The organism is Mesorhizobium sp. M0664 (assembly GCF_040320565.1).
Lineage (GTDB): Bacteria > Pseudomonadota > Alphaproteobacteria > Rhizobiales > Rhizobiaceae > Mesorhizobium.
Map to the genome: position 1 here is coordinate 1 of NZ_JAMYPW010000026.1, position 20,387 is coordinate 20,387.

Below are 20,387 nucleotides of genomic sequence, written 5' to 3' on the forward strand. Positions count from 1 at the left end.
TGCGAAAGCTCATCATCCTCGCAAACGCACTACTCAGGGACAATCGGACCTGGACACCATCTCTCCCTTGACCAACACGGATACTCTAACCGCGGCGGCAATTGAAGGTTCCCTGGCTTGGGATTTCATTGCCGCTGGAGGTCAAGGGCGAAGATCACAGCCGCGCCTTGGTGGTGCGCGGCGTTGCCAGGAGCAGGCTTGTTTCGCTGCCGGTAATTCCGGGAATCAGCCGGATACGTCTCAGCACCGCATCGAACTCGCTCAGCGTCTGGGTTCCGAGTTCTATCACCAGGTCCCACCGGCCATTGGTGGTGTGGATGGTCGAGACCTCGGAGAAGCCGCCCAGCGCCCGGATGACGCGATCGGCGGCATGGCCCTCGATCTCGATCATCATGATGCCACGCACCCGCTGATCGACCGCGTCGGCGCGTAGAATGACGGTGTAGCCGACGATGACGCCGTCTCTTTCAAGTCGCTCGATCCGGGACCTTACCGTTGCCCGGGAGACACCCAGGCTAACGGCAAGGTCGGAAATGCTGCGCCGGGCGTCGTGCCGCAAAGAGGTGATGATCTGCTCATCGAGACGGTCCATGTTTGCTCACAACGGAAGTAGATGCTGCCGCTATGGTAAGGCACTTCGACAAATTTGCCAATTTGACATGTTCATTCTGCCAGCGATGCCGGCTTCAATAAAGCCATCGTAATTGGCGGGGTATGACAAATGCATTGCACGATCGTTGGGGCGCCGATCCAGGCCGGCTCAGGCCGCATGGGCTGCGAGATGGGGCCGAGCGCGCTTCGCACGGCAGGTCTGGCCGGCGCGCTGACCGAGCTTGGCCATACGCTGACCGACCTCGGAACGATTGTCCCTGCCGATATGCGCCCTGTCGTACACGGCAACGCGGCGGTGAAGGCGCTGCCGGAAATCGCCGCCTGGACGGCAGCGATCAGCGAAACTGCCTATGCCGCAAGCGCCGATGCGATGCCGATCTTTCTCGGCGGCGACCACAGCATTTCGGCCGGCACGCTCGCCGGCATAGCCCGCCGCGCGGCGAATGCCGGTCGGCCGCTCTTCGTGCTGTGGCTCGACGCCCACCCCGATTTTCATACGCTCGACACGACGACCAGCGGCAATCTGCATGGCGTGCCGCTGGCCTATGCCAGCGGGCAGCCCGGCTTCGAGGGCTATTTCCCCCGGCTTGCAGCACAGGTGGAGCCGGCTTGCATATGCGCGCTGGGGATCCGCAGCGTGGACCTGGCGGAACGGGATGCATTGCGCAGAGCCGGCGTGACGGTCCACGACATGCGTTCGATCGACGAGCACGGCATAGCGCAACTGCTTCGCGCCTTTCTCGAACGGGTGAGCGCCGCCAATGGCATGCTCCATGTCAGCCTCGACGTCGATTTTCTCGACCCGTCGATCGCCCCGGCGGTGGGCACCACCGTTCCCGGCGGCGCCACCTTCCGCGAGGCGCATCTGGCGATGGAAATGCTACATGACAGCGGCCTCGTCACCAGTCTCGACCTGGTCGAGCTCAACCCATTTCTTGACGAGCGCGGCCGCACCGCCACGCTTTTGGTTGACCTGACCGCAAGCCTGATGGGCCGGCGGATCATGGACCGCCCGACGAGGGGGTTCTGAGCCATGACCGTCAATTTGAACATCGTCCCGTTCGTCAGCGTCGACCGCATGATGAAGCTGGTGCTTGCCATCGGCATCGAGCGCTTTCTGGTCGAGCTTGCCGCCTATATCGAAGAGGATTTCAGGCGCTGGGAGCTGTTCGACAAGACGCCGCGCGTCGCCTCGCACAGCATTGACGGCGTCATCGAGCTGATGCCGACCAGCGACGGGCAGCTTTACGGCTTCAAATACGTCAACGGGCATCCGAAGAACACGCGTGACGGCCGCCAGACCGTGACCGCTTTCGGCGTGCTTGCCGATGTCGGCAACGGCTATCCGATGCTGCTTTCGGAAATGACCATCCTGACGGCGCTCAGAACCGCCGCAAGCTCGGCCGTCGCGGCGAAATACCTCGCTCCAGAGGCCGCCAGTTGCATGGCGATCATCGGCAATGGCGCGCAATCGGAATTCCAGGCCATTGCCTTCAAGGCGCTGCTTGGCGTCGACAGGCTGCGTCTCTACGATATCGACCCGGCGGCCTCGACCAAATGCATGAAGAACCTTGCCGGCGGCCTGGGCTTCGACATCAAGCTCTGCGCGTCGGCGCAGGAGGCCGTTGAGGGTGCAGAGATCATCACCACGGTTACCGCCGACAAGCGGTCGGCAACAATCCTGACCGACAACATGGTGGGATCCGGCGTGCACATCAATGCGGTAGGCGGCGATTGCCCGGGCAAGACCGAGCTGCATCGCGACATTCTGCTGCGCTCGGATATTTTCGTCGAATACCCGCCGCAGACGCGCATCGAAGGCGAGAGCCAGCAGCTCGATGCGGATCATCCGGTCACCGAATTGTGGCAGGTGATGACAGGAAAGGCAGCAGGCCGGACGGACGCCCGACAGATCACATTGTTTGATTCCGTCGGCTTTGCGATCGAGGATTTTTCCGCGTTGCGTTACGTTCGCGATCAGCTTCAGCGGACCGGCCTTTACGAGGAACTAGACCTTCTGGCCGATCCCGATGAGCCGCGTGACCTGTTTGGCATGCTGCTGCGCGCCGAAAAAGCGACCGGGCTGGCGGCCGCCGGCAGCTGAGCTGCGATCCTGTCGGTCAGTCCTTCTTTTCCTGATACAGGCGCTCGGTGGCGCGCTCGCTTTCCCTGCGCTCCGCCGGGCCGCGACGGCGCTGCGTGAGCAGGGCGTAGGCGATCAGGATTGCCAGCAGCAGTGGACCGCCTGCAACAACGAGCAACCACAAACTATTCCCAGACATCGACCGTCTCCTTTCCCTCACAACCGGGAAGGACCCGAACCGTTCCTCCGTCTTGTTGGGAGTCGTCAGCGGGGCGCGGTGCAATTCAGGATTTTATGCCTCGGTCAGGACGTTGCACGCCTTGTCTGCACTCAGGATGTCCTTATCTAGACTCTTATCCTTCGATCACATGCACTCTCTGCGAAGTGAAGGGAACCACAAGGGCTTTCTGACATTTGGTTGTTCAAGAGACAAACGTGCAGCCACACCGGCTCCGGGGCTAGGAATACCATGCGTGAGAATCAATCCGACGTCTTCGATCTGTTTTCCGAGGTTTACAAGAATGCGGCTCAGGAGGAGATAAGCCTCCAGCAATATCTGCTTGCCTGCCGCGAGGACAAGTCGATGTACGCCTCGGCACCCGAACGGATGGTCGAGGCGATCGGCGAGCCGACCTTTGTCGATACCAGCAAGGACGAGCGGCTCGGCCGTATTTTTTCGAACCGGACGATCAAGATCTATCCAACCTTCGCCGACTTTTACGGCATGGAGGATACGATCGAGCGTATCGCCGGTTATTTCCGCTATGCCTCGCAAGGGCTCGAGGAACGCAAGCAGATCCTCTATCTGCTTGGCCCGGTCGGCGGCGGCAAGTCCTCGCTTGCGGAGCAGCTGAAAAGGCTGATGGAGCAGCGTCCGATCTATACGCTGAAGGTCGGCGGCCAGGTCAGCCCGGTCTTCGAATCGCCGCTCGGGCTGTTCGACCCCGACCGCATGGGCGACCTTTTGGAGGACAAATACGGCATCGCCCGACGGCGGCTGAACGGCCTGATCTCGCCCTGGGCGGCCAAGCGCCTCGACGAATTGTCCGGCGACATCTCCAAATTCAGCGTCGTCAAGCTGATGCCGTCCAGGCTGCGCCAGATCGGCATTGCCAAGACCGAGCCGGGCGACGAGAACAACCAGGACGTTTCGGCCCTGGTCGGCAAGGTCGACATCAGGCAGCTGGAAAACTTCAGCCAGTCCGATCCGGACGCCTACTCCTATAGCGGCGGGCTGAACCGGACGACGCAAGGGCTGCTCGAATTCGTCGAGATGTTCAAGGCGCCAATCAAGGTGCTGCATCCGCTGCTGACCGCCACCCAGGAAGGCAGCTACAACGGCACCGAGAATTTCGGCGCTTTCCCCTATCAGGGCATCATCGTTGCCCATTCCAACGAATCGGAATGGCTGCAGTTCAAGAACAACAAGAACAACGAGGCGTTCCTCGACCGCATCCTGGTGGTCAAGGTGCCGTATTGCCTGCGCGTCACCGAAGAGCGGCAGATCTACGAGAAGCTGTTGCGCGAAAGCGAATTGGCTAACAGCCCCTGCGCTCCGGAAGTGCTCGATATCCTCAGCCGGTTCACCGTCTCGACCCGCCTGGCCGAACACGACAATTCGCCGCTCTACACCAAGATGCGCGTCTATGACGGCGAGAACCTCAAGGAAACCGATCCCAAGGCGAAGTCGGTCCAGGAATACCGAAACGCCGCCGGCGTCGACGAAGGCATGACCGGCGTCAGCACCCGCTTCGCCTTCAAGATCCTGTCGCAGACCTTCAATTACGACACCGAAGAGGTGGCGGCCGATCCGGTGCATCTGATGTACATCCTTGAAGAGGCGATCAAGCGCGAGCAGTTCCCGAAGGAGACCGAGGCGGACTATCTCGATTTCATAAAGTCGGAGCTGGCCACCCGTTATGCCGAGTTCATCGGCCACGAGATCCAGAAGGCCTATCTGGAATCCTACAGCGAATACGGCCAGAACCTGTTCGACCGCTATATCGCCTACGCCGATGCCTGGATCGAGGATCAGGACTACAAGGATACCGATACCGGCCAGATCCTCAATCGCGAGGTCTTGGACAACGAATTGTCGCAGGTCGAAAAGCCGGCCGGCATCGCCAATCCCAAGGACTTCCGCAACGAAGTGGTGAAGTTCACGCTGCGCGCGCGGGCCAGAAACCATGGCCGCAACCCGTCATGGACAAGCTATGAAAAGCTGCGCGAAGTCATCGAGAAGCGGATGTTCGGGCAGGTCGAGGACCTGCTGCCAGTGATCAGCTTCGGCTCCAAGCAGGACAGCGTGACGGAGAAGCGGCATACCGAATTCGTGCAGCGGATGATCCAGCGCGGCTACACCGAGCGCCAGGTCCGCCGGCTGGTGGACTGGTACATGCGGGTGAACAAGGCGGGTTGAAGCCAGCCCGGGGTAACATATGCCGATCTTCATTGATCGCCGACTGAACCCGAAGGACAAAAGCCTCGGCAATCGGCAGCGTTTCCTGCGGCGGGCGCGCGAAGAGTTGAAGCGCACCATCCGCGATCAGATCCGCGCCGGCAAGATCGCCGACGTGGACGCCGAGCATGCCGTTTCGATGCCAGCGCGGGGTACCGGCGAGCCGAGCTTCAACGATGCCAGGAACAGCGGCAGCCGCCAGCACGTCCTGCCCGGCAACAAGCATTTCACCCCAGGCGACCGGCTGCCCAAGCCCGGCCAGGGCGGCGGCATGGGATCAGCCCCGGGAAGAACCGAATCGGAGGACGATTTCCGTTTCGTGCTGTCGCGCGAAGAGGTTCTCGACCTCTTTTTCGAAGACCTCGAACTGCCGGACATGGTCAAGCTCAACCTCAAGGAGATCCTCGCTTTCAAGCCGCGCCGGGCCGGCTTCGCCGCGACCGGCTCGCCGACCAACATCAATGTCGGGCGCACAATGCGCAATAGCCATGGCCGCCGCATAGCACTCAGGCGCCCCAAGCAGGAGGAACTCGACGCAATCGCGCAGGAGATCACGTCGCTGGAGGCGAAGCCGCAGAACGCCGAGAGGCGCCAGCGCATCGTGGCGCTGCAGGAAGAGCTTGAGCGACTGGAGCGCCGCCGCAAGCGAATCGCCTATGTCGACCCGGTCGACATCCGCTTCAACCGCTTCGACGCCCAGCCGGTGCCGAATGCCAATGCGGTGATGTTCTGCCTGATGGACGTGTCCGGCTCGATGGGCGAACGCGAGAAGGATCTGGCCAAGCGCTTCTTCGTGCTGCTGCACCTGTTCCTGAAACGGCGCTACGACCGGACCGAGGTGGTCTTCATCCGCCACACGCACGAGGCGCAGGAGGTGGACGAGGAGACCTTTTTCTACAACACCCAGAGCGGCGGCACGGTGGTTTCCACGGCGCTCGAGGAGATGCACCGCATCGTCGAGCAGCGCTATCCCAGCCGCGAATGGAACATCTATGTCGCCCAGGCCTCGGACGGCGACAATTTCGTCACCGATTCGGAGCGCTGCATCACCCTGCTCGACGAACAGATCATGCGGCTTTGCCAGTATTTTGCCTACGTCGAGATCCTCGACGAGCGCGAGAGCCACATCTTCGGCGCCACCGACAACGGCACGTCGCTGTGGCGTGCCTACAGTGCGGTCAAGCTGAGGTGGTCGAACTTCCAGATGAGCCGCATCGCCACGGCGGCCGACATCTACCCGGTTTTCCGCCAGCTCTTCGCCAGACAGCCGGGTTATCAAAAGAGCGGTGAAAGAGGGGGCTGATGGCGAGCAGATCCGGGTTGTTGTTTTCCGGTTCCGACTGGGATTTCAGGACGCTGTCGCGCGCCTACGAGACCATCGAGGCGATCGCCACCGAAGAGCTCCACCTCGACGTCTATCCGGTACAGATGGAGATAATCTCGTCCGAACAGATGCTCGACGCCTATTCCTCGGTCGGCATGCCGCTGATGTACCGGCACTGGTCGTTCGGCAAGCACTACCTCTACCAGGAATTGCTCTATCGCAAAGGCGGACGGGGGCTCGCCTATGAACTCGTCATCAATTCCAATCCCTGCATCGTCTATCTGATGGAAGAAAACACCATGGCCTTGCAGGCCCTGGTGACGGCGCACGCGGCACTCGGCCATAACCATTTCTTCAAGAACAATTATCTGTTCCAGCAGTGGACGGACGCCAGCGCCATCCTCAGCTATCTCGACTTCGCCAAGGGCTACATTGCCCGCTGCGAGGAGCGGCATGGCGTCGATGCGGTGGAAGAGATCCTCGATGCCGCACATGCGCTGATGGAGCAGGGCGTGTTCAGATATCACCGGCCGCCGAAGCTGTCGTCGGAAAAGCAGCGCGAGGGCGTTCGCGAGCGCCTGGAATACGAGGAGCGTTCCTACAACGACCTATGGCGCACGCTGCCGCCTTCGAAGGACGGCGCCAAGCCCCGCGAGACGGACATCATGGCGGAGCGCAAGAAATCGCTCAAGCTGCCCGAGGAAAACCTGCTTTATTTCCTGGAGAAGAACAGCCTGATCCTGGAACCGTGGCAGCGTGAGGTCATCCGGATTGTCCGCGTCATCGCGCAGTATTTCTATCCGCAGCGCCAAACGCAGGTGATGAACGAGGGCTGCGCCACCTTCGTGCATTACACGCTGATGAACCTTTTGTTCGACCGCGGCCTGATCGGCGAAGGTGCCATGCTGGAGATCCTGCGCAACCATTCGAACGTGATCTTCCAGCCGGGCTTCGACGATCCGCGCTTTTCCGGTATCAACCCTTACGCGCTGGGCCTCGACATGATGCAGGACATCCAGCGCATCTCGACCGCGCCGACTGCCGAGGACCGCGACTGGTTTCCCGATATCGCCGGCAATGGCGACTGGCGCCAGACCCTGCTGGACGCCTGGGCCAACCATCGCGACGAGTCCTTCATCCGCCAGTATCTGAGCCCTACCCTGATCCGGAAATGGCGGTTCTTTGTGCTTGCCGATGCGGCCAACGATCCGCACTACGAAGTCGCCTCGATACACAATGAGCGCGGCTACGAGAGCATCCGCGCCGCACTCGCCCACAGCTACGATATCGGCGCCAGCCGGCCGGACATCCAGGTGGTGGACGTGGACCTGCTCGGCGACCGGCATCTGCGCCTGCAGCATAAGGTCAAGGACGGCATAGTGCTGGAAGGCGGCAGCCGCGACGCCACACTGCGGCATATCCGCAAGCTCTGGGGCTACGAGGTCAGCATGGTCGCGGTCGACGCGCAGACCGGCGCCACAGTCCACGAACGGTCGACCAGCCAGATTGGGGAATGACCGAACCGGACTTGCCGGCGAAGTCGGGTGTCGTTGCCTTTACCGGATCACCAACCACCCTATCTACGCGCGCACCACGAGGGCATGGTCGGGAGCAGGAACATGCGCGCATTGACGATCGCCACGCTTCTGTTGGTCGCCGTGTCGATGGCGCTCTCGCTCGCGCACGCTCTGGAATTGCCCGGCAAGTTGCGCCTCAAGGAGGCCACCTACAGATCAGTGCAGGCGATCTACTATCCCGGCTTCACGATCGGCGGGTTCGCCGAGATCGGCGGCATCATTGCACTCGCCGTCCTGCTTTACCTGACGCCCTATCCAAGCGCCCGATTCTGGTGGACCTTGGCGGCGCTTGTCTTCCTGCTGGCGGAGCACGCGACCTATTGGTTGGTCACGCACCCCGTCAATAATTTCTGGGTGCAAGACACTGCCCTGCCGAAATCCGCCGCGACGTTCTTTTCAATGTTCTCTCGAAAGCAGACCGGCGACTGGAGAGATTTGCGCAGCGTCTGGGAGGCTTCGCATGTCGCCAGGGCAGGCCTGGCGATGCTGAGCCTCGTCTCAATTGCTGTCGCCGCGACATTTTTTGCCGAATAGCCCCAGGGATCGAGACGGCGCCCTCGTCCGCCAATTTTGCGGCCACGAACGCTGCATCCGTCAGATCAGGGAACGGACCCGGCGCCGTATTGTCTTAACGTCAAGCGATCCGGCCGTTCAGCGGTCGGCGCGATGCTTGTTGTGGGCGCTTTCCTGGTGCTCGCCGCGGATGATGTTGCGATCGTCGGGATCGGCAATATCCTTCGGGTCCGATCTGAGCTCGGCACCGCGCCGGAACGCCTCGCGCTCTTGCCTGGTCTTTTTCAAATCCGCTTCCGCGTCGAAATCCTTGCCGGCGTTTTTCGTGTTCTCGCGCTCTTCGATGATGCGCAATTGCTGCTCATGAGTCTTTTTTCCGGCCATCGGTGACCTCCTTCTTTTGATTTTCCGCTTTCCCAAGGTCCAAATTCGCTACAGCCCGAAAGGATAGGTCTCGGGAAGGCCTGTCCCCGCATGTTCCGGCCCAAGCGGCGTCACGGCACTGGTTTCATCGAACCAGACGAAAGCATCGAACTGGCGGGCGAGCGAGGCGTCCGCATAATGGCTGTGGAGCTCGGTTTCGGGCCGGTAGATGACGCCGATAAAGCGTTCCAGCCGGCGCTCCAGAAGCCGTTCGCGCAGCGTGTCGTCGCGCTCGAAATCGAGCAGGAAAGGCGAGACGCCGCTGTCGTGGCAAAGCCGCTCATAGCTGTCGTTGTGGGAAGGCCGAACCGGTTTCACTTCCATGTCGCCGTCCCAGTCGGTGGCGGCGGCCACCGTCCCGGAATGCGTACTGAGCCCGATCAAGGCAACCTCGTCGCCAAAACGCTGGCGGCAGAGCTGGCCGATATTCAGTTCGTCCCTGACGATCCCCATTTCGGTATAGCGGGCATCGCCGATATGGGAATTATGTGCCCACACCACCGCCTTGGCATTCGGGCCGCGGGCCTGCAGCAGGTGCTCCAGCGTTTCGAACATGTGGGTGTCGCGCAGGTTCCAGGATTGCGCGCCGCCATAATACATGGTGCGGTAATAACGCTCGGCGGAGGCGACCAGGCGGGCGTTCTGGGTGGCGTCGAGGAAATCGATACCGTCCTGCTGCGCATAGTCGAGCTCTCTGGAAAGCAGTTCCCGGCATTGCTCGAGCACGGCCTTCTCGCATTTCTGGTAACCGGAGGTGAGTGCGACACGGCCATAGGTGGCCGGGTCGTTCTGCCACGGCGTCAGGCAGCCATAGCGTTCGCGCGCGATCCTCGCCGCCTGCGGATCGACCCGGTCGAGATATTGCAGGACCGCCGCAATCGATCCGCCCATATTGTAGATGTCCAGGCCATAGAATCCGGCCCGCCGGGAGGATTTGCTGATCCGCTCATTACGCACTCGCATCCAGTCGACGAACGCCGCGACGTCGGTGTTGCGCCACATCCAGGTGGGAAAGCGCTGGAACGGCGGCGCGGCGCCCGGCCGCCGCGGCCGATGGCGGACATAACGGTCGATCGCCGCGGCATCGGGCCAGTCGGCCTCGACCGCGACGATGGTGAAGCCATGCTTCTCGATCAGCCTGCGAGTGATCGCGGCGCGCGCGCGGTAGAACTCCGACGTGCCGTGGCTGGCTTCGCCGAGCAAGACGACGCGGCGGTCGGCAAACCGGTCGAACAGCGCACCGAAGGCCGGATCGTCGAAATCCGGAAGCGGCTCGGCGGCGGCCGCGATCATCTGCGGCAGGCTGCTCCTGCGCTGATGCCGGTGCGGAAGCTCGGCCGCTATCTGGCTGTCGCTGCCTGGCTCGCCCCAACCTTGCTCGCCGATCAGCGGAACAAACCGCACGCCGCCGAAATCCTCCTCGGTGTAAGTTGCTGCGCCGGTCCGGGTGACCTTGAGCAGACGCTGCGAGTCGAATTCGTCGCCGACCGGGATGACAAGCCGGCCGGCGACGTCGAGCTGTTCCTGCAGAGCGAGAGGTGCGCCGGGTCCGGCGGCCGCAACCAGGATCGCATCGAAGGGTGCCGCCTCTGGCCAGCCCTTGGTGCCATCGCCGGTGCGGACTTCGATATTATCGTAGCCGAGCTTTTTGAACCGTTGCCTCGCCGTTTCAGCTAACGCGGCGTGGCGCTCGATCGTGTAGACGCGTTCGACGATACGGCTCATCACGGCAGCCGCATAGCCTGATCCGGTGCCGACCTCGAGGACGTGGTCACCGGCTCCGACCTCCGCCATTTCGATCATGAACGCAACGATATAGGGCTGCGATATCGTCTGACCTTCGGCGATCGGCAGCGGCCCGTCCTCATAGGCGAATTCTTCGAAACCAGGCTCGACGAAAGCCTCGCGCGGGACCTCGCGCATCGCTAGAAGGACATTGCGGTCGCGAATGCCACGGCGGCTCAGGTGGATATCGACCATTTGGTTGCGGGCATGGGAGAGATCGAGCATCTTTCTGCTCCTCCTAGGGCTTCCGCTGCAATCGCCCAAGCTACTCAACGGCACTTCGGCCGGCTCATATCTCAGGGCCTCGGCGGTCCCCTTGGATTCAAGCAATGCGGTGCATCTTCCTAACCGTTGGCAAGCCCCGAGGTTCCCCAAAAGACCGACCCGCTTTTGTCTGGCGAGGCGCGTTGCAGGATCGACAAGCGGGCGCCGGCCGCGCCGCCCAAACTTATTTCGAGGCAAATCCTTTCTCCGACGCGACGCCACTCCAGATAACGACGGACGAGGGTATTCCGGAGGCATTTCCATGAACGACGAGGCCCGCACCGCTGCGCATACAACCGGCCTTGACCAGATCGATCTGATGGACCGCTACTGGCGCGCCGCGAACTACATCTCGGTTGGCCAGATCTATCTGCTCGACAATCCGCTCTTGCGCGAGCCCTTGCGGCCCGAGCACATCAAGCCGCGGCTGCTCGGCCATTGGGGCACGACGCCCGGCCTCAATTTCATCTATGTGCATCTGAACCGGATCATCCGTGAACGTGGTCTCGATGTCCTGTTCATCTGCGGTCCGGGTCACGGCGGCCCGGCAATGGTCGCGAACACCTGGCTCGAGGGCACCTACAGCGAAATCTATCCCGAGGTCGGCGGGGACGAAGACGGCCTGCGAAAGCTGTTCCGGCAATTCTCGTTTCCCGGCGGAGTGCCGAGCCACGCCGCTCCGGAGACGCCCGGCTCGATCCACGAAGGCGGAGAACTCGGCTATGCGCTGGTCCATGCCTTCGGCGCCGCCTTCGACAATCCAAACCTTGTCGTTGCCTGCGTCGTCGGCGACGGCGAAGCCGAGACCGGCCCGCTCGCCGCGGCCTGGCATTCCAACAAGTTCCTGAACCCGGCATCCGATGGTGCCGTCCTGCCGATCCTGCATCTCAACGGCTACAAGATCGCCAACCCGACGATCCTCGGCCGCATGGAAGACGAGGCGTTGCGCAGCCTGTTCCTCGGCTATGGCTACGAAATCTTTTTTGTCGAAGGTCATGAACCTGCCGCGATGCATCGCGAGATGGCCCGCACGCTCGATACGGTGCTCGACCGGGTCCACTCCATCCAGGAGCCGGCACGAGCCGCGGGCTGGAAGGGAGACCGGCCGCTGTGGCCGATGATCGTGCTGCGCAGCCCAAAGGGCTGGACCGGGCCGAAAGAGGTCGACGGCAGACGAGTCGAGGATTTCTGGCGTTCGCACCAGGTGCCGGTGTCGAATGCACGCGGCGATGCGGCGCACCGCCAGATCCTGGAAGACTGGATGCGCAGTTACGAGCCGGAAAAACTGTTCGACAAAGGCGGCCATCTCCTGGCGGAGCTCGCGGCGCTAGCGCCAACAGGACCAAGACGAATGGGCGCAATCCCCTACGCCAATGGCGGCCTGCTGAAACAGGACCTGGTGCTGCCCGAGTGGAGAGGCCTGGCGCTCGACGTACAGCGTCCCGGCGGCGCTGTCGGAGAGGCGACGCGGACCGTGGGAAGCTATCTTCGCGACGTGATCCGCTTGAACGCCGATGCCAGGAATTTCCGGCTGATGGGACCGGACGAGACGTCCTCCAACCGCCTCGACGACGTGTTCGAGGTTACGGACCGGGTCTGGATGGAGCGGATCGAGCCCTACGACGTCCATCTTTCCCGTGACGGTCGCGTCATGGAAGTGCTCAGCGAGCATCTTTGCCAAGGCTGGCTGGAGGGCTATCTGCTGACCGGCCGCCATGGCCTGTTCTCGTGCTATGAGGCGTTCGTCCACATCGTCGATTCCATGGTCAACCAACATGCCAAATGGCTGAAGACCTCCGGCGAGCTTGCCTGGCGCAAGCCGATCGCCTCACTCAACTACCTGCTGACCTCGCATGTCTGGCGGCAGGATCATAACGGCTTCAGCCATCAGGACCCGGGCTTTGCCGATTTCGTCGCCAACAAGAAGGCCGACACGGTCAGGCTCTATTTCCCGCCCGACGCCAACACGCTGCTGTGGATCACCGACCATTGCCTGAAAACCTACAACCGCATCAACGTCATCGTCGCCGGCAAGCAGCCGGCGCCGCAATGGCTGTCGGCCGAGGACGCGGAAGCGCACTGCCAGGCCGGCGCCGGCATCTGGGAATGGGCCGGGACGGTTGCCAAGGGCGAAGAACCGGATGTGGTCCTGGCTTGCGCCGGCGACGTGCCGACACTGGAGGCGCTTGCCGCAGCCGACATCCTGCGCTCGGGCATTCCGGACCTGAAGATCCGCGTCGTCAATGTCGTCGACCTGATGATCTTGCAGTCGAATTCCGAGCATCCGCATGGCTTTGCCGACGACAGATTCGACGCACTGTTCACCAGGGCCAAGCCGGTCATCTTCGCCTATCACGGCTACCCCTATCTCATTCACCGTCTGACCTACCGGCGCGCCAATCACGACAACATGCATGTGCACGGCTTTCGCGAGGAAGGCACGACGACGACGCCGTTCGACATGGTCGTGCTCAACCAGCTCGACCGCTATCATCTGGCGCTCGCTGCGATCGCGCGCGTGCCGGGGCTGGCCGAGCGGGCGAAGGAGCTTGCCGCGGCGCTGCATGGGAAATTGGCTGAGCATACGGCCTATGTCCGCGAACATGGCGAGGACATGCCCGAGATCCAGAAATGGTCCTGGCCGCAGGACGGCGCGACGAGGGCCGGCGATTGATGCGACGATCGATCCTTGCGTTGAATGCCGGCTCGTCCAGCATCAAGTTCGGACTTTACGACCTTGCAGCGTCCGCCGAGCCGGATCTTGCCTCGCGCGGTTCGCTGGATCTGGGCGATGCGCCAAGGCTGACCGCGAAAGCCGCCGATGGGGAGCTGCAGTGCGATCGGCCACTTACCGCGGACGCATCACGCGACATGGGCCTCGGCCAGATGCTGCAGTGGATCGAGAACGAACTTGGCGGAAGGAAGTTGATCGCCGCCGGCCATCGCATCGTCCATGGCGGACGCGAGTTCGTCGAACCTGTCCGCCTGACGCCGACAGTTATCGAGGCTCTCGACAGGCTGACCCCGCTTGCGCCATTGCACCAGCCACGCAGCCTCGCACCAATCCGGGCGCTTGCCGCGCTGCGGCCCGACCTGCCGCAGGTCGGATGCTTCGACACGGCCTTCCATCGGACCATCGAGCCTCTGGTCAGCCGTTTTGCGCTGCCGCGCCGCTACGAGGCGGACGGCATCCACCGCTACGGCTTTCACGGGCTTTCCTACGAATATGTTGCCGGCCGGCTCAAGCAGATATCGCCCGATCTGGCGGCGAAAAGAACCATCGTCGCCCATCTCGGCAACGGGGCGAGCCTGTGCGCCATGCGCGACGGGCGAAGCGTCGATACGACGATGGGCTTTTCGGCGCTTGATGGCCTGGTCATGGGCACACGCTGCGGCGCCATCGATCCGGGCGTGCTTTTGTACCTGCTGCTGGAAAGAGGCGTTTCCGGAGAGGCGCTGCAAGACATGCTCTACGAGGAATCCGGCCTGCTCGGCGTGTCCGGCATTTCCGGCGACATGCGCACGCTGGAGGCCAGCGACGACCGCCGGGCCCGCGAAGCGGTGGAGCTTTTCGCCTTCCGCGCCGCCAGGGAAGTTGCCGCCCTCGCCAACACGCTGGGCGGGCTGGAATGCCTGGTGTTCACCGGCGGCATCGGCGAGCACTCGGCCACGGCCCGTAAAGCGATTTGCGACAGGCTTGACTGGCTCGGCGTGGCGATCGACGAGGCCGCCAACAGCTCTCATGCCGCGCTGATGAGCCAGGCGGAGAGCAAAGTGGAAGTCCGCATCGTCGCGACCGACGAGGAAGGTGTGATCGCCCGCCACACGCGCAAGGTGATGGAGGGGCCCGGCTGAGGCGGATGGCCTCGGCTCAGCTCGAATGGCTCTGCTCGACCAGATGGTATTTGTACCGGTCGCGAATATGCGCGTTGAAGAACCGGCCCTTCGACGAGGCTTTGCGGAATGCCGCGTGGACCTGCGGCGGCACGTCCTCGTAATCATAGCGGTTTCCGCTCGGGACGAACCATACGGAGAGTACCCTCGTCGCCGGCTGGTAATCGATGCTTCTGATCGCAGTTGAAGGCATTCTCAACAGGTCCAATCCACGCCGTCGTGTGAATAACCCTGCACGGAGAGCGAGGTTCCTTCCTGCCGAAGTAGCCTTGCCGCTACGGGCCGGCTTCACCAAATACGGTTGATGCCACCGCTCAAGACATCGGCTGCAGCCCGCCAGGGCGATCTCTTTGCCGCCGCCGACGACCTGCCGGAAGGATTCCGCTACCAGCCCGAACTGATCACGCCGGACGAGGAGGCAGCGTTGGCGAGCCAGCTCGCAACCCTGCCTTTTCAGCCCTTCGACTTCTATGGCCATCTGGCAAACCGGCGGGTGGTCGGTTTTGGGCAGCGTTATGATTACGACCGGGGCGAAGTCGTCGAGGCACCGCCGATACCCGGCTTTCTGCTGCCGCTCAGGGAAAAGGTTGCAGCCTTTGCCCGCTTGCCCGCCGAAACCTTCGTGCAGGTGCTGATCAACGAGTACCGGCCGGGCGCCGGTATCGGCTGGCACCGCGACAAGCCTCATTTCGAGGCGGTCGCCGGCGTTTCGCTGCTGGCCGCCTGCAGCTTCCGCCTGCGCCGGAAAAACGGCACGCGATGGGACCGCAAGACGGTCACCGTCGATCCAAGATCGGCCTATCTGATGACGGGTGCTGCGCGCAACGAATGGGAGCACAGCATTCCGCCGGTTGCCGAGCACCGCTATTCGATCACGTTGCGCACGCTGCGGCCGCAACGCGCTTAAAGCAGAGCGGGAGCAAGCCCGAGCACTGCCCTTAAGAACTGGGCTGAAACAAATTCATCCGTCGCCATGCCGACCGGCAAACTCCGCCAGCATGGCGCGCTGGCCTTTCAGGATCTTGAGGTTGGCTTCAGGCAGGGAGAACCAGCCCGCTCTGTCGACTTCGGCAAATTCCTTCATCGAGCCGGACCTTGGCGGCCATTCCATGACGAAGGTGTTGCTGTTGATGGCGTCGCTGTCGAAATCCGCCTCGACGCACCATGCGATGACGAGCTTGCCGCCCGGCTGCCTGTAGCTGCCAAGGTGTTCGAAAACGCCATCGATGGCGACGCCTAGCTCCTCTTCGGCCTCGCGTTTTGCTGCCGCCAGGTCGTCCTCGTTCTCGTCGACCAAGCCCTTCGGGATCGACCATGCGCCGTCGTCCTTCTTCGCCCAGAATGGTCCGCCCGGATGCACCAGCAAGACCTGGAGATGTCCTTCCCTTCGGCGAAAGATGAGCAATCCTGCGCTGCGTTGGGCCATCCCGCTATTCCCCTGACGAAACTGAAACGAACGTCCGGGCCGGCATATGGAACAGCCTGCCATGGCGGAACGATTTCGGCTCGCAGCCGTTCCGTCCGTTCGACAAATGAGTGATCGACATGGCGACGCCGCGAGCTGCCTGGAAGGGCTTTATGAAAGTCGGATCGGTTTCCTGTGGCGTCAAGATCATCGGCGCCGTCAGCGAGGCCGAGAAAGTGCATTTCAGGATCCTGAACCGCAAGGACGGTCTCCCGGTCAAGAGCGCTTATATCGACGAGGAGACCGGCGACACGGTCGAGGCGGCGGAGCAGGTAAAAGGCTATGAGGTCGAAAAGGGCGAGTTCATCCATATAGAGCCGGACGAAATCAAGAAACTGAAGATGGTATCGCAGCATACGCTCGAGATCGGCGAGTTCGTGCCCGCCGCCGAAATCGACGCACGCTACCTCGAAAAACCCTATTATCTGGTTCCGGCCGACGCGCCCTCCACGGAGGCTTTCGCGGTGATCCGGGACGCCATGGCCAGGAAGAAAGTGGCAGCCCGCTCCTGCGTCGTGCTGTACCAGCGTGGCCGAGAGGTGCTGATCCAGCCGCTTGGCAAGGGCATGGTAATGACGGAACTACGCAACCACAATGAAGTGGTCGCGGCGGACGCGGTGTTCGAAGGGCTGAAGGCTCGCAAGGTCGATCCCGAGATGCTGGAAATCGCGCAACTGCTGATCGACAAGAAGCCGGCCAAATTCGACCCGTCGAAGTTCGAAGACACTTATGAACAGGCGCTGGTTGCGATGATCGACGCCAAGCGCAAGGGCAAGAAACCGCCCAAGCCGGCACCCGAGCCGAGGACGAACGTCGTCAATCTCGCCGATGTTCTGCGCAAGAGCCTGGCGCAGGAGGGCGGCAAGGCTCCGAACAAAAGTCCGAGGGCGGCGGCGAAACGCAAATCGGCCTGAATGTCCGAAAGCAGATCGAACGGAACCGAAAACACTCGCGCGCATTTAGATGACGTAGCAATCCGTCGGCAATCCAAGCGGAGCGGGGGACTGGTGGACGTCGTTGAACTAAGGACTGGCGGAATCCCGCAAGTTTCTTCCGCCGATCTGATGCAGGCGTTGCCTGTGGCTGTCTACACCACCGACAGACAGGGCTACATCACCTTCTTCAACGAAGCCGCTGCCGATCTCTGGGGACATCGTCCGATGCTTGGCCAGGACCGCTGGTGCGGTTCATGGAAGCTTCGCCACCTTGATGGGCGACCGATGGCGCATGACGAATGTCCGATGGCCGTTGCCTTGCTGGAGGAGCGGGACGTTCGTGGGGGCCGGGCGATCGCCGAGCGGCCGGACGGCCAGTTCATCCCGTTCAGCGCGCACCCGGTCCTGCTTCGCAATGTGTGCGGTGAGGTCGTCGGCGCTATCAACACCCTGCTCGACCTGCGCACCCAGGCGCTGGCTGACGACGCCGGCATGAGGCTCGCTGCCATCGTCGAATCCTCGATGGACGCGATCGTGTCGAAAGACCTGAACGGCATTATCACCAGTTGGAACGACGCGGCACAACGCCTGTTCGGCTACACGCCCGCCGAGGCGATCGGGCGCCCGGTGACGATCCTCATCCCGCCCGACCACCTGGATGAGGAAGCCATGATCATCAGCCGCATTCGCGCCGGCGAACGGATTCCTTCATACGAGACTATCCGGCAGCGCAAGGATGGCACCCTGGTACCGGTTTCGCTCACCATCTCGCCGATACGCGACGGCATTGGGCGTATCATCGGCGCCTCCAAGATCGCGCGCGACATCAGCCCGCACAAGGAGAGCGAACGGCGCATCCGCACACTCATGCGCGAAGTGAACCACCGCGTCAAAAACCAATATTCGGTGATCGTCTCGATGATCCGCGAGACCAGCAAGCTGGCGGGGACGCCAGAGGCTTTCCTTTCACAGGTCCGGGAACGCATCATGGCGCTATCGGAATCGCACGATCTGCTGGTCGATGCCGAATGGCGTGGGGCGACTATCGGCGAACTGATCCATGCCCAGACCAAGGCCTTCGCGACACAGGCCCGTCTGTCGATGAGCGGGCCGATGATCATGCTGCAGCCGAACGCGGTGCAATATCTCGGCATTGCCTTTCACGAGCTGGCCACGAATTCGGTAAAGCACGGAGCGCTGTCGCACCATGACGGACGGGTCGAGGCCGAATGGACCGTGACGCCAGCCGCCGACGGCAGCGATGGCTTCCGCTTTGTCTGGCGGGAACTGGACGGGCCATTGGTGGATGAAAACACGCGACGCGGGTTCGGAACGGTTGTGCTCAAACGCGTCACGCCGCAGGCGCTCAGCGGCACCGGCCGCCTGGAATTCGCCAGGCACGGCATCAGCTGGACGCTGGAAGCGCCGCTGCGCTTCGTGCAGATGTCGACGGCTGGCATCGCGGCTGATTGAAGGCAGCTACACCGGCCGCGGCTTGGCGGCCGTGTGGCAGCACAATCCCCATGGAGGCAATCAGGAGGAGCAGCGATGAGTTGGCTGGGCATCTGGCAAAACCAGTACGGGTCGGTGGTCGAACTGACCAGCGAAGAGGGCGGACGGATCAACGGAACCTTCAGGACGGCGCTGGAGGACAGCGCATTTTTCGGCATGACGTTGCCGCTGTTGGGAGCCTGCCATGGAGATGTCATCGGCTTCACTTGCGCGGCCGAAGGGCGGGTCGGAGCCGCAGCGGTGAGCTATACCGGCATTCTCAGGGATGGGAAGCTGGAGATGCTGTGGCACACCGTTGCGGATGCCGCTTTGTCGGCGGAAAAGGAAGGTGCCCCGGCCCGAGCCAGGAAACTGCCCGCCTGGCGCGCCTTTGGAACCAGCCTCGACAGTTTTGAACGCGTGTCCTGACGCGTCGCGCCCGCCGCTCACAAGTGAGGCAGCAGGGTCCCGCGGCGCGTAGGAACTCGCACCGACGATGGCGCGTTGGTGCGCCAGGACATGCTCTGTTCGTTACGGGGTCGACCCAATGAGCGTGCTTTATCGCGCAGCGAAAATCGCCGAACAGGCTCATGCCGGGCAGACGGACAAGACAGGGCGGCCATATATCGAACATTGCCGCCGGCTCGTCGATGCCGTCGAAACGCTCGACCAGAAAGCTATCGCCTATCTTCACGACGTCATCGAAAAAGGCGACGGCTGGAACCGCGACCGGCTTGAGGCGGCCGGGTTCGGGCCGTCCATCGTGTCTGCCGTCGACGCCATGACGCGGCTGCCGAACGAGGACGATGCCGCGTTCGTTCGCAGGGCTGCGGCCAACCCGCTGGCGTTGCCTGTCAAGCGCGCCGATCTTGCCGACAATCTATGGCAGGCACGGCAGATCGGGGCCTCGACGGCGAAATACGAAGACGGCCTGCGCATCCTCAGAGAAGAGTTCGCGAGCTGACGGACCGCTGGCGGCTGTCGCCGATGTGGGTCTACTCGGTGACGTGCGGCGTGTGTCGCTTGTCTTCCGCGGGATCGGCGTCGATCCGCGCCCTGCCGGGATCGAACGCACCGTGGCGGGCGATCGCCAATGCCGGGGTGTCGGGCGTCTCGTAGGCCCACATGAAGTCTTCTGCCGACGAACCGACCGCATGAACACGCCAATAGCTTGCCGTGCCCTTCAGCGGGCCGTGGCTCGTCGTGTTCGTCTTCTCCAAGAGGTCGAAATAGATGTCCTCGAAGGGTATGTAGAAAACAGGATCATGGCCGTCTTCATAGAGCACCTTTGCCCGCTCGCTCGACGCAATAATGGCGTCGGAGAACCGGACGGTCACGGTTCCATCGAACGGGACAATCCTGAGCGGGCCTGGGCGGGGGGCGGAATCTGCGGCTAAGGACTGCATTCGACTTCTCCGTTGACTGCGCTGCTTTTCCGAAACGTGTTGTTGCCCGTCAGGGTTCCAGACCGCCGGCGCGCCGAGCCCGGATGGTGGAACGGTTCTGCAAGGTCGTCGTTGTTTCAGACCTCCGCACGCGCCATAATCGCAATGGCCGCCACTC

General features: G+C 62.4%; 20 protein-coding genes. 13 read left to right on the forward strand and 7 right to left on the reverse strand.

Annotated elements, in window-relative coordinates; genetic code table 11:
- Positions 1-154 precede the first annotated feature (154 nt).
- Positions 155-592, reverse strand: coding sequence for an Lrp/AsnC family transcriptional regulator (locus tag NKI39_RS21365; protein ID WP_352449541.1), 438 nt, complete (start codon positions 590-592; stop codon positions 155-157).
- 129 nt (positions 593-721) lie between these two features.
- On the opposite strand from NKI39_RS21365, the gene rocF reads away from it, so the two are divergent.
- Positions 722-1,642 (forward strand): arginase, encoded by a 921-nt coding sequence (gene rocF, locus NKI39_RS21370; RefSeq protein WP_352473047.1) that lies wholly within the window; start codon positions 722-724, stop codon positions 1,640-1,642.
- A 3-nt stretch (positions 1,643-1,645) separates the two neighbouring features.
- A complete protein-coding gene (ocd, locus tag NKI39_RS21375; protein ID WP_352834193.1) occupies positions 1,646-2,716 on the forward strand; it encodes an ornithine cyclodeaminase in 1,071 nt (356 codons plus the stop codon).
- 16 nt (positions 2,717-2,732) lie between these two features.
- Here ocd and NKI39_RS21380 read toward each other — a convergent pair whose 3' ends face one another.
- The gene (locus NKI39_RS21380; protein ID WP_292655465.1) at positions 2,733-2,894 is read right to left on the reverse strand and encodes a hypothetical protein; all 162 of its coding nucleotides are present in this window, start codon (positions 2,892-2,894) and stop codon (positions 2,733-2,735) included.
- Between the two features lie 270 nt (positions 2,895-3,164).
- On the opposite strand from NKI39_RS21380, the gene NKI39_RS21385 reads away from it, so the two are divergent.
- The 4 genes from NKI39_RS21385 to NKI39_RS21400 all read left to right on the forward strand — a co-directional run bounded on the left by NKI39_RS21385 (position 3,165) and on the right by NKI39_RS21400 (position 8,588).
- Positions 3,165-5,114, forward strand: coding sequence for a PrkA family serine protein kinase (locus tag NKI39_RS21385; protein WP_352449545.1), 1,950 nt, complete (start codon positions 3,165-3,167; stop codon positions 5,112-5,114).
- Positions 5,115-5,133: 19 nt separating this feature from the next.
- Positions 5,134-6,456 carry a YeaH/YhbH family protein gene (locus NKI39_RS21390; RefSeq protein WP_352473049.1) on the forward strand — a complete coding sequence of 441 codons (1,323 nt, stop codon included), beginning with the start codon at positions 5,134-5,136 and terminating at the stop codon, positions 6,454-6,456.
- Positions 6,456-7,994, forward strand: a complete 1,539-nt coding sequence (locus tag NKI39_RS21395) for a SpoVR family protein (protein WP_352473050.1) — start codon at positions 6,456-6,458, stop codon at positions 7,992-7,994. The genes NKI39_RS21390 and NKI39_RS21395 overlap by 1 nt, the downstream gene beginning before the upstream one ends.
- Positions 7,995-8,096: 102 nt before the next feature.
- Entirely contained in the window at positions 8,097-8,588 is a 492-nt protein-coding gene (locus NKI39_RS21400) for a DUF1772 domain-containing protein (protein ID WP_352614277.1), read from the forward strand.
- Positions 8,589-8,705: 117 nt separating this feature from the next.
- Here the strand turns inward: NKI39_RS21400 and NKI39_RS21405 are convergent, their stop codons facing one another.
- Together NKI39_RS21405 and NKI39_RS21410 are read right to left on the reverse strand one after the other, a co-directional pair.
- Positions 8,706-8,951, reverse strand: a complete 246-nt coding sequence (locus NKI39_RS21405; protein ID WP_023720508.1) for a hypothetical protein — start codon at positions 8,949-8,951, stop codon at positions 8,706-8,708.
- 48 nt (positions 8,952-8,999) lie between these two features.
- The gene (locus NKI39_RS21410) at positions 9,000-11,000 is read right to left on the reverse strand and encodes a protein-L-isoaspartate(D-aspartate) O-methyltransferase (RefSeq protein ID WP_352614276.1); all 2,001 of its coding nucleotides are present in this window, start codon (positions 10,998-11,000) and stop codon (positions 9,000-9,002) included.
- Positions 11,001-11,301: 301 nt separating this feature from the next.
- On the opposite strand from NKI39_RS21410, the gene NKI39_RS21415 reads away from it, so the two are divergent.
- Positions 11,302-13,713 carry a phosphoketolase family protein gene (locus NKI39_RS21415; protein WP_352834195.1) on the forward strand — a complete coding sequence of 804 codons (2,412 nt, stop codon included), beginning with the start codon at positions 11,302-11,304 and terminating at the stop codon, positions 13,711-13,713.
- Positions 13,713-14,894 carry an acetate/propionate family kinase gene (locus tag NKI39_RS21420; RefSeq protein ID WP_352614274.1) on the forward strand — a complete coding sequence of 394 codons (1,182 nt, stop codon included), beginning with the start codon at positions 13,713-13,715 and terminating at the stop codon, positions 14,892-14,894. Before NKI39_RS21415 ends, NKI39_RS21420 begins: the two co-directional genes overlap by 1 nt.
- Positions 14,895-14,910: 16 nt before the next feature.
- Here NKI39_RS21420 and NKI39_RS21425 read toward each other — a convergent pair whose 3' ends face one another.
- Positions 14,911-15,126: a KTSC domain-containing protein gene (locus NKI39_RS21425; protein WP_352473055.1), complete on the reverse strand. Its 216-nt coding sequence runs from the start codon at positions 15,124-15,126 to the stop codon at positions 14,911-14,913.
- A 111-nt stretch (positions 15,127-15,237) separates the two neighbouring features.
- On the opposite strand from NKI39_RS21425, the gene NKI39_RS21430 reads away from it, so the two are divergent.
- Complete coding sequence (locus tag NKI39_RS21430; RefSeq protein ID WP_352473056.1) at positions 15,238-15,840, forward strand: alpha-ketoglutarate-dependent dioxygenase AlkB; 603 nt, start codon at positions 15,238-15,240, stop codon at positions 15,838-15,840.
- A 54-nt stretch (positions 15,841-15,894) separates the two neighbouring features.
- Here the strand turns inward: NKI39_RS21430 and NKI39_RS21435 are convergent, their stop codons facing one another.
- Positions 15,895-16,359, reverse strand: coding sequence for an NUDIX hydrolase (locus NKI39_RS21435; RefSeq protein ID WP_352501155.1), 465 nt, complete (start codon positions 16,357-16,359; stop codon positions 15,895-15,897).
- Positions 16,360-16,478: 119 nt separating this feature from the next.
- Here NKI39_RS21435 and ku point away from each other — a divergent pair, with 119 nt between their 5' ends.
- The 4 genes from ku (at position 16,479) to NKI39_RS21455 (ending at position 19,788) form a co-directional block, all read left to right on the forward strand.
- Complete coding sequence (gene ku, locus NKI39_RS21440; RefSeq protein WP_352539869.1) at positions 16,479-17,312, forward strand: non-homologous end joining protein Ku; 834 nt, start codon at positions 16,479-16,481, stop codon at positions 17,310-17,312.
- Between the two features lie 150 nt (positions 17,313-17,462).
- Positions 17,463-18,806, forward strand: a complete 1,344-nt coding sequence (locus NKI39_RS21445; protein WP_352834269.1) for a PAS domain-containing HWE histidine kinase family protein — start codon at positions 17,463-17,465, stop codon at positions 18,804-18,806.
- Positions 18,807-18,881: 75 nt separating this feature from the next.
- Positions 18,882-19,253, forward strand: coding sequence for an avidin/streptavidin family protein (locus NKI39_RS21450; RefSeq protein ID WP_352473062.1), 372 nt, complete (start codon positions 18,882-18,884; stop codon positions 19,251-19,253).
- Between the two features lie 118 nt (positions 19,254-19,371).
- Entirely contained in the window at positions 19,372-19,788 is a 417-nt protein-coding gene (locus NKI39_RS21455; protein ID WP_352473064.1) for an HD domain-containing protein, read from the forward strand.
- Between the two features lie 31 nt (positions 19,789-19,819).
- Here NKI39_RS21455 and NKI39_RS21460 read toward each other — a convergent pair whose 3' ends face one another.
- On the reverse strand, positions 19,820-20,230 hold the full coding sequence (locus NKI39_RS21460) for a DUF427 domain-containing protein (RefSeq protein ID WP_352473066.1): 411 nt from the start codon (positions 20,228-20,230) through the stop codon (positions 19,820-19,822).
- Positions 20,231-20,387: the final 157 nt, after the last annotated feature.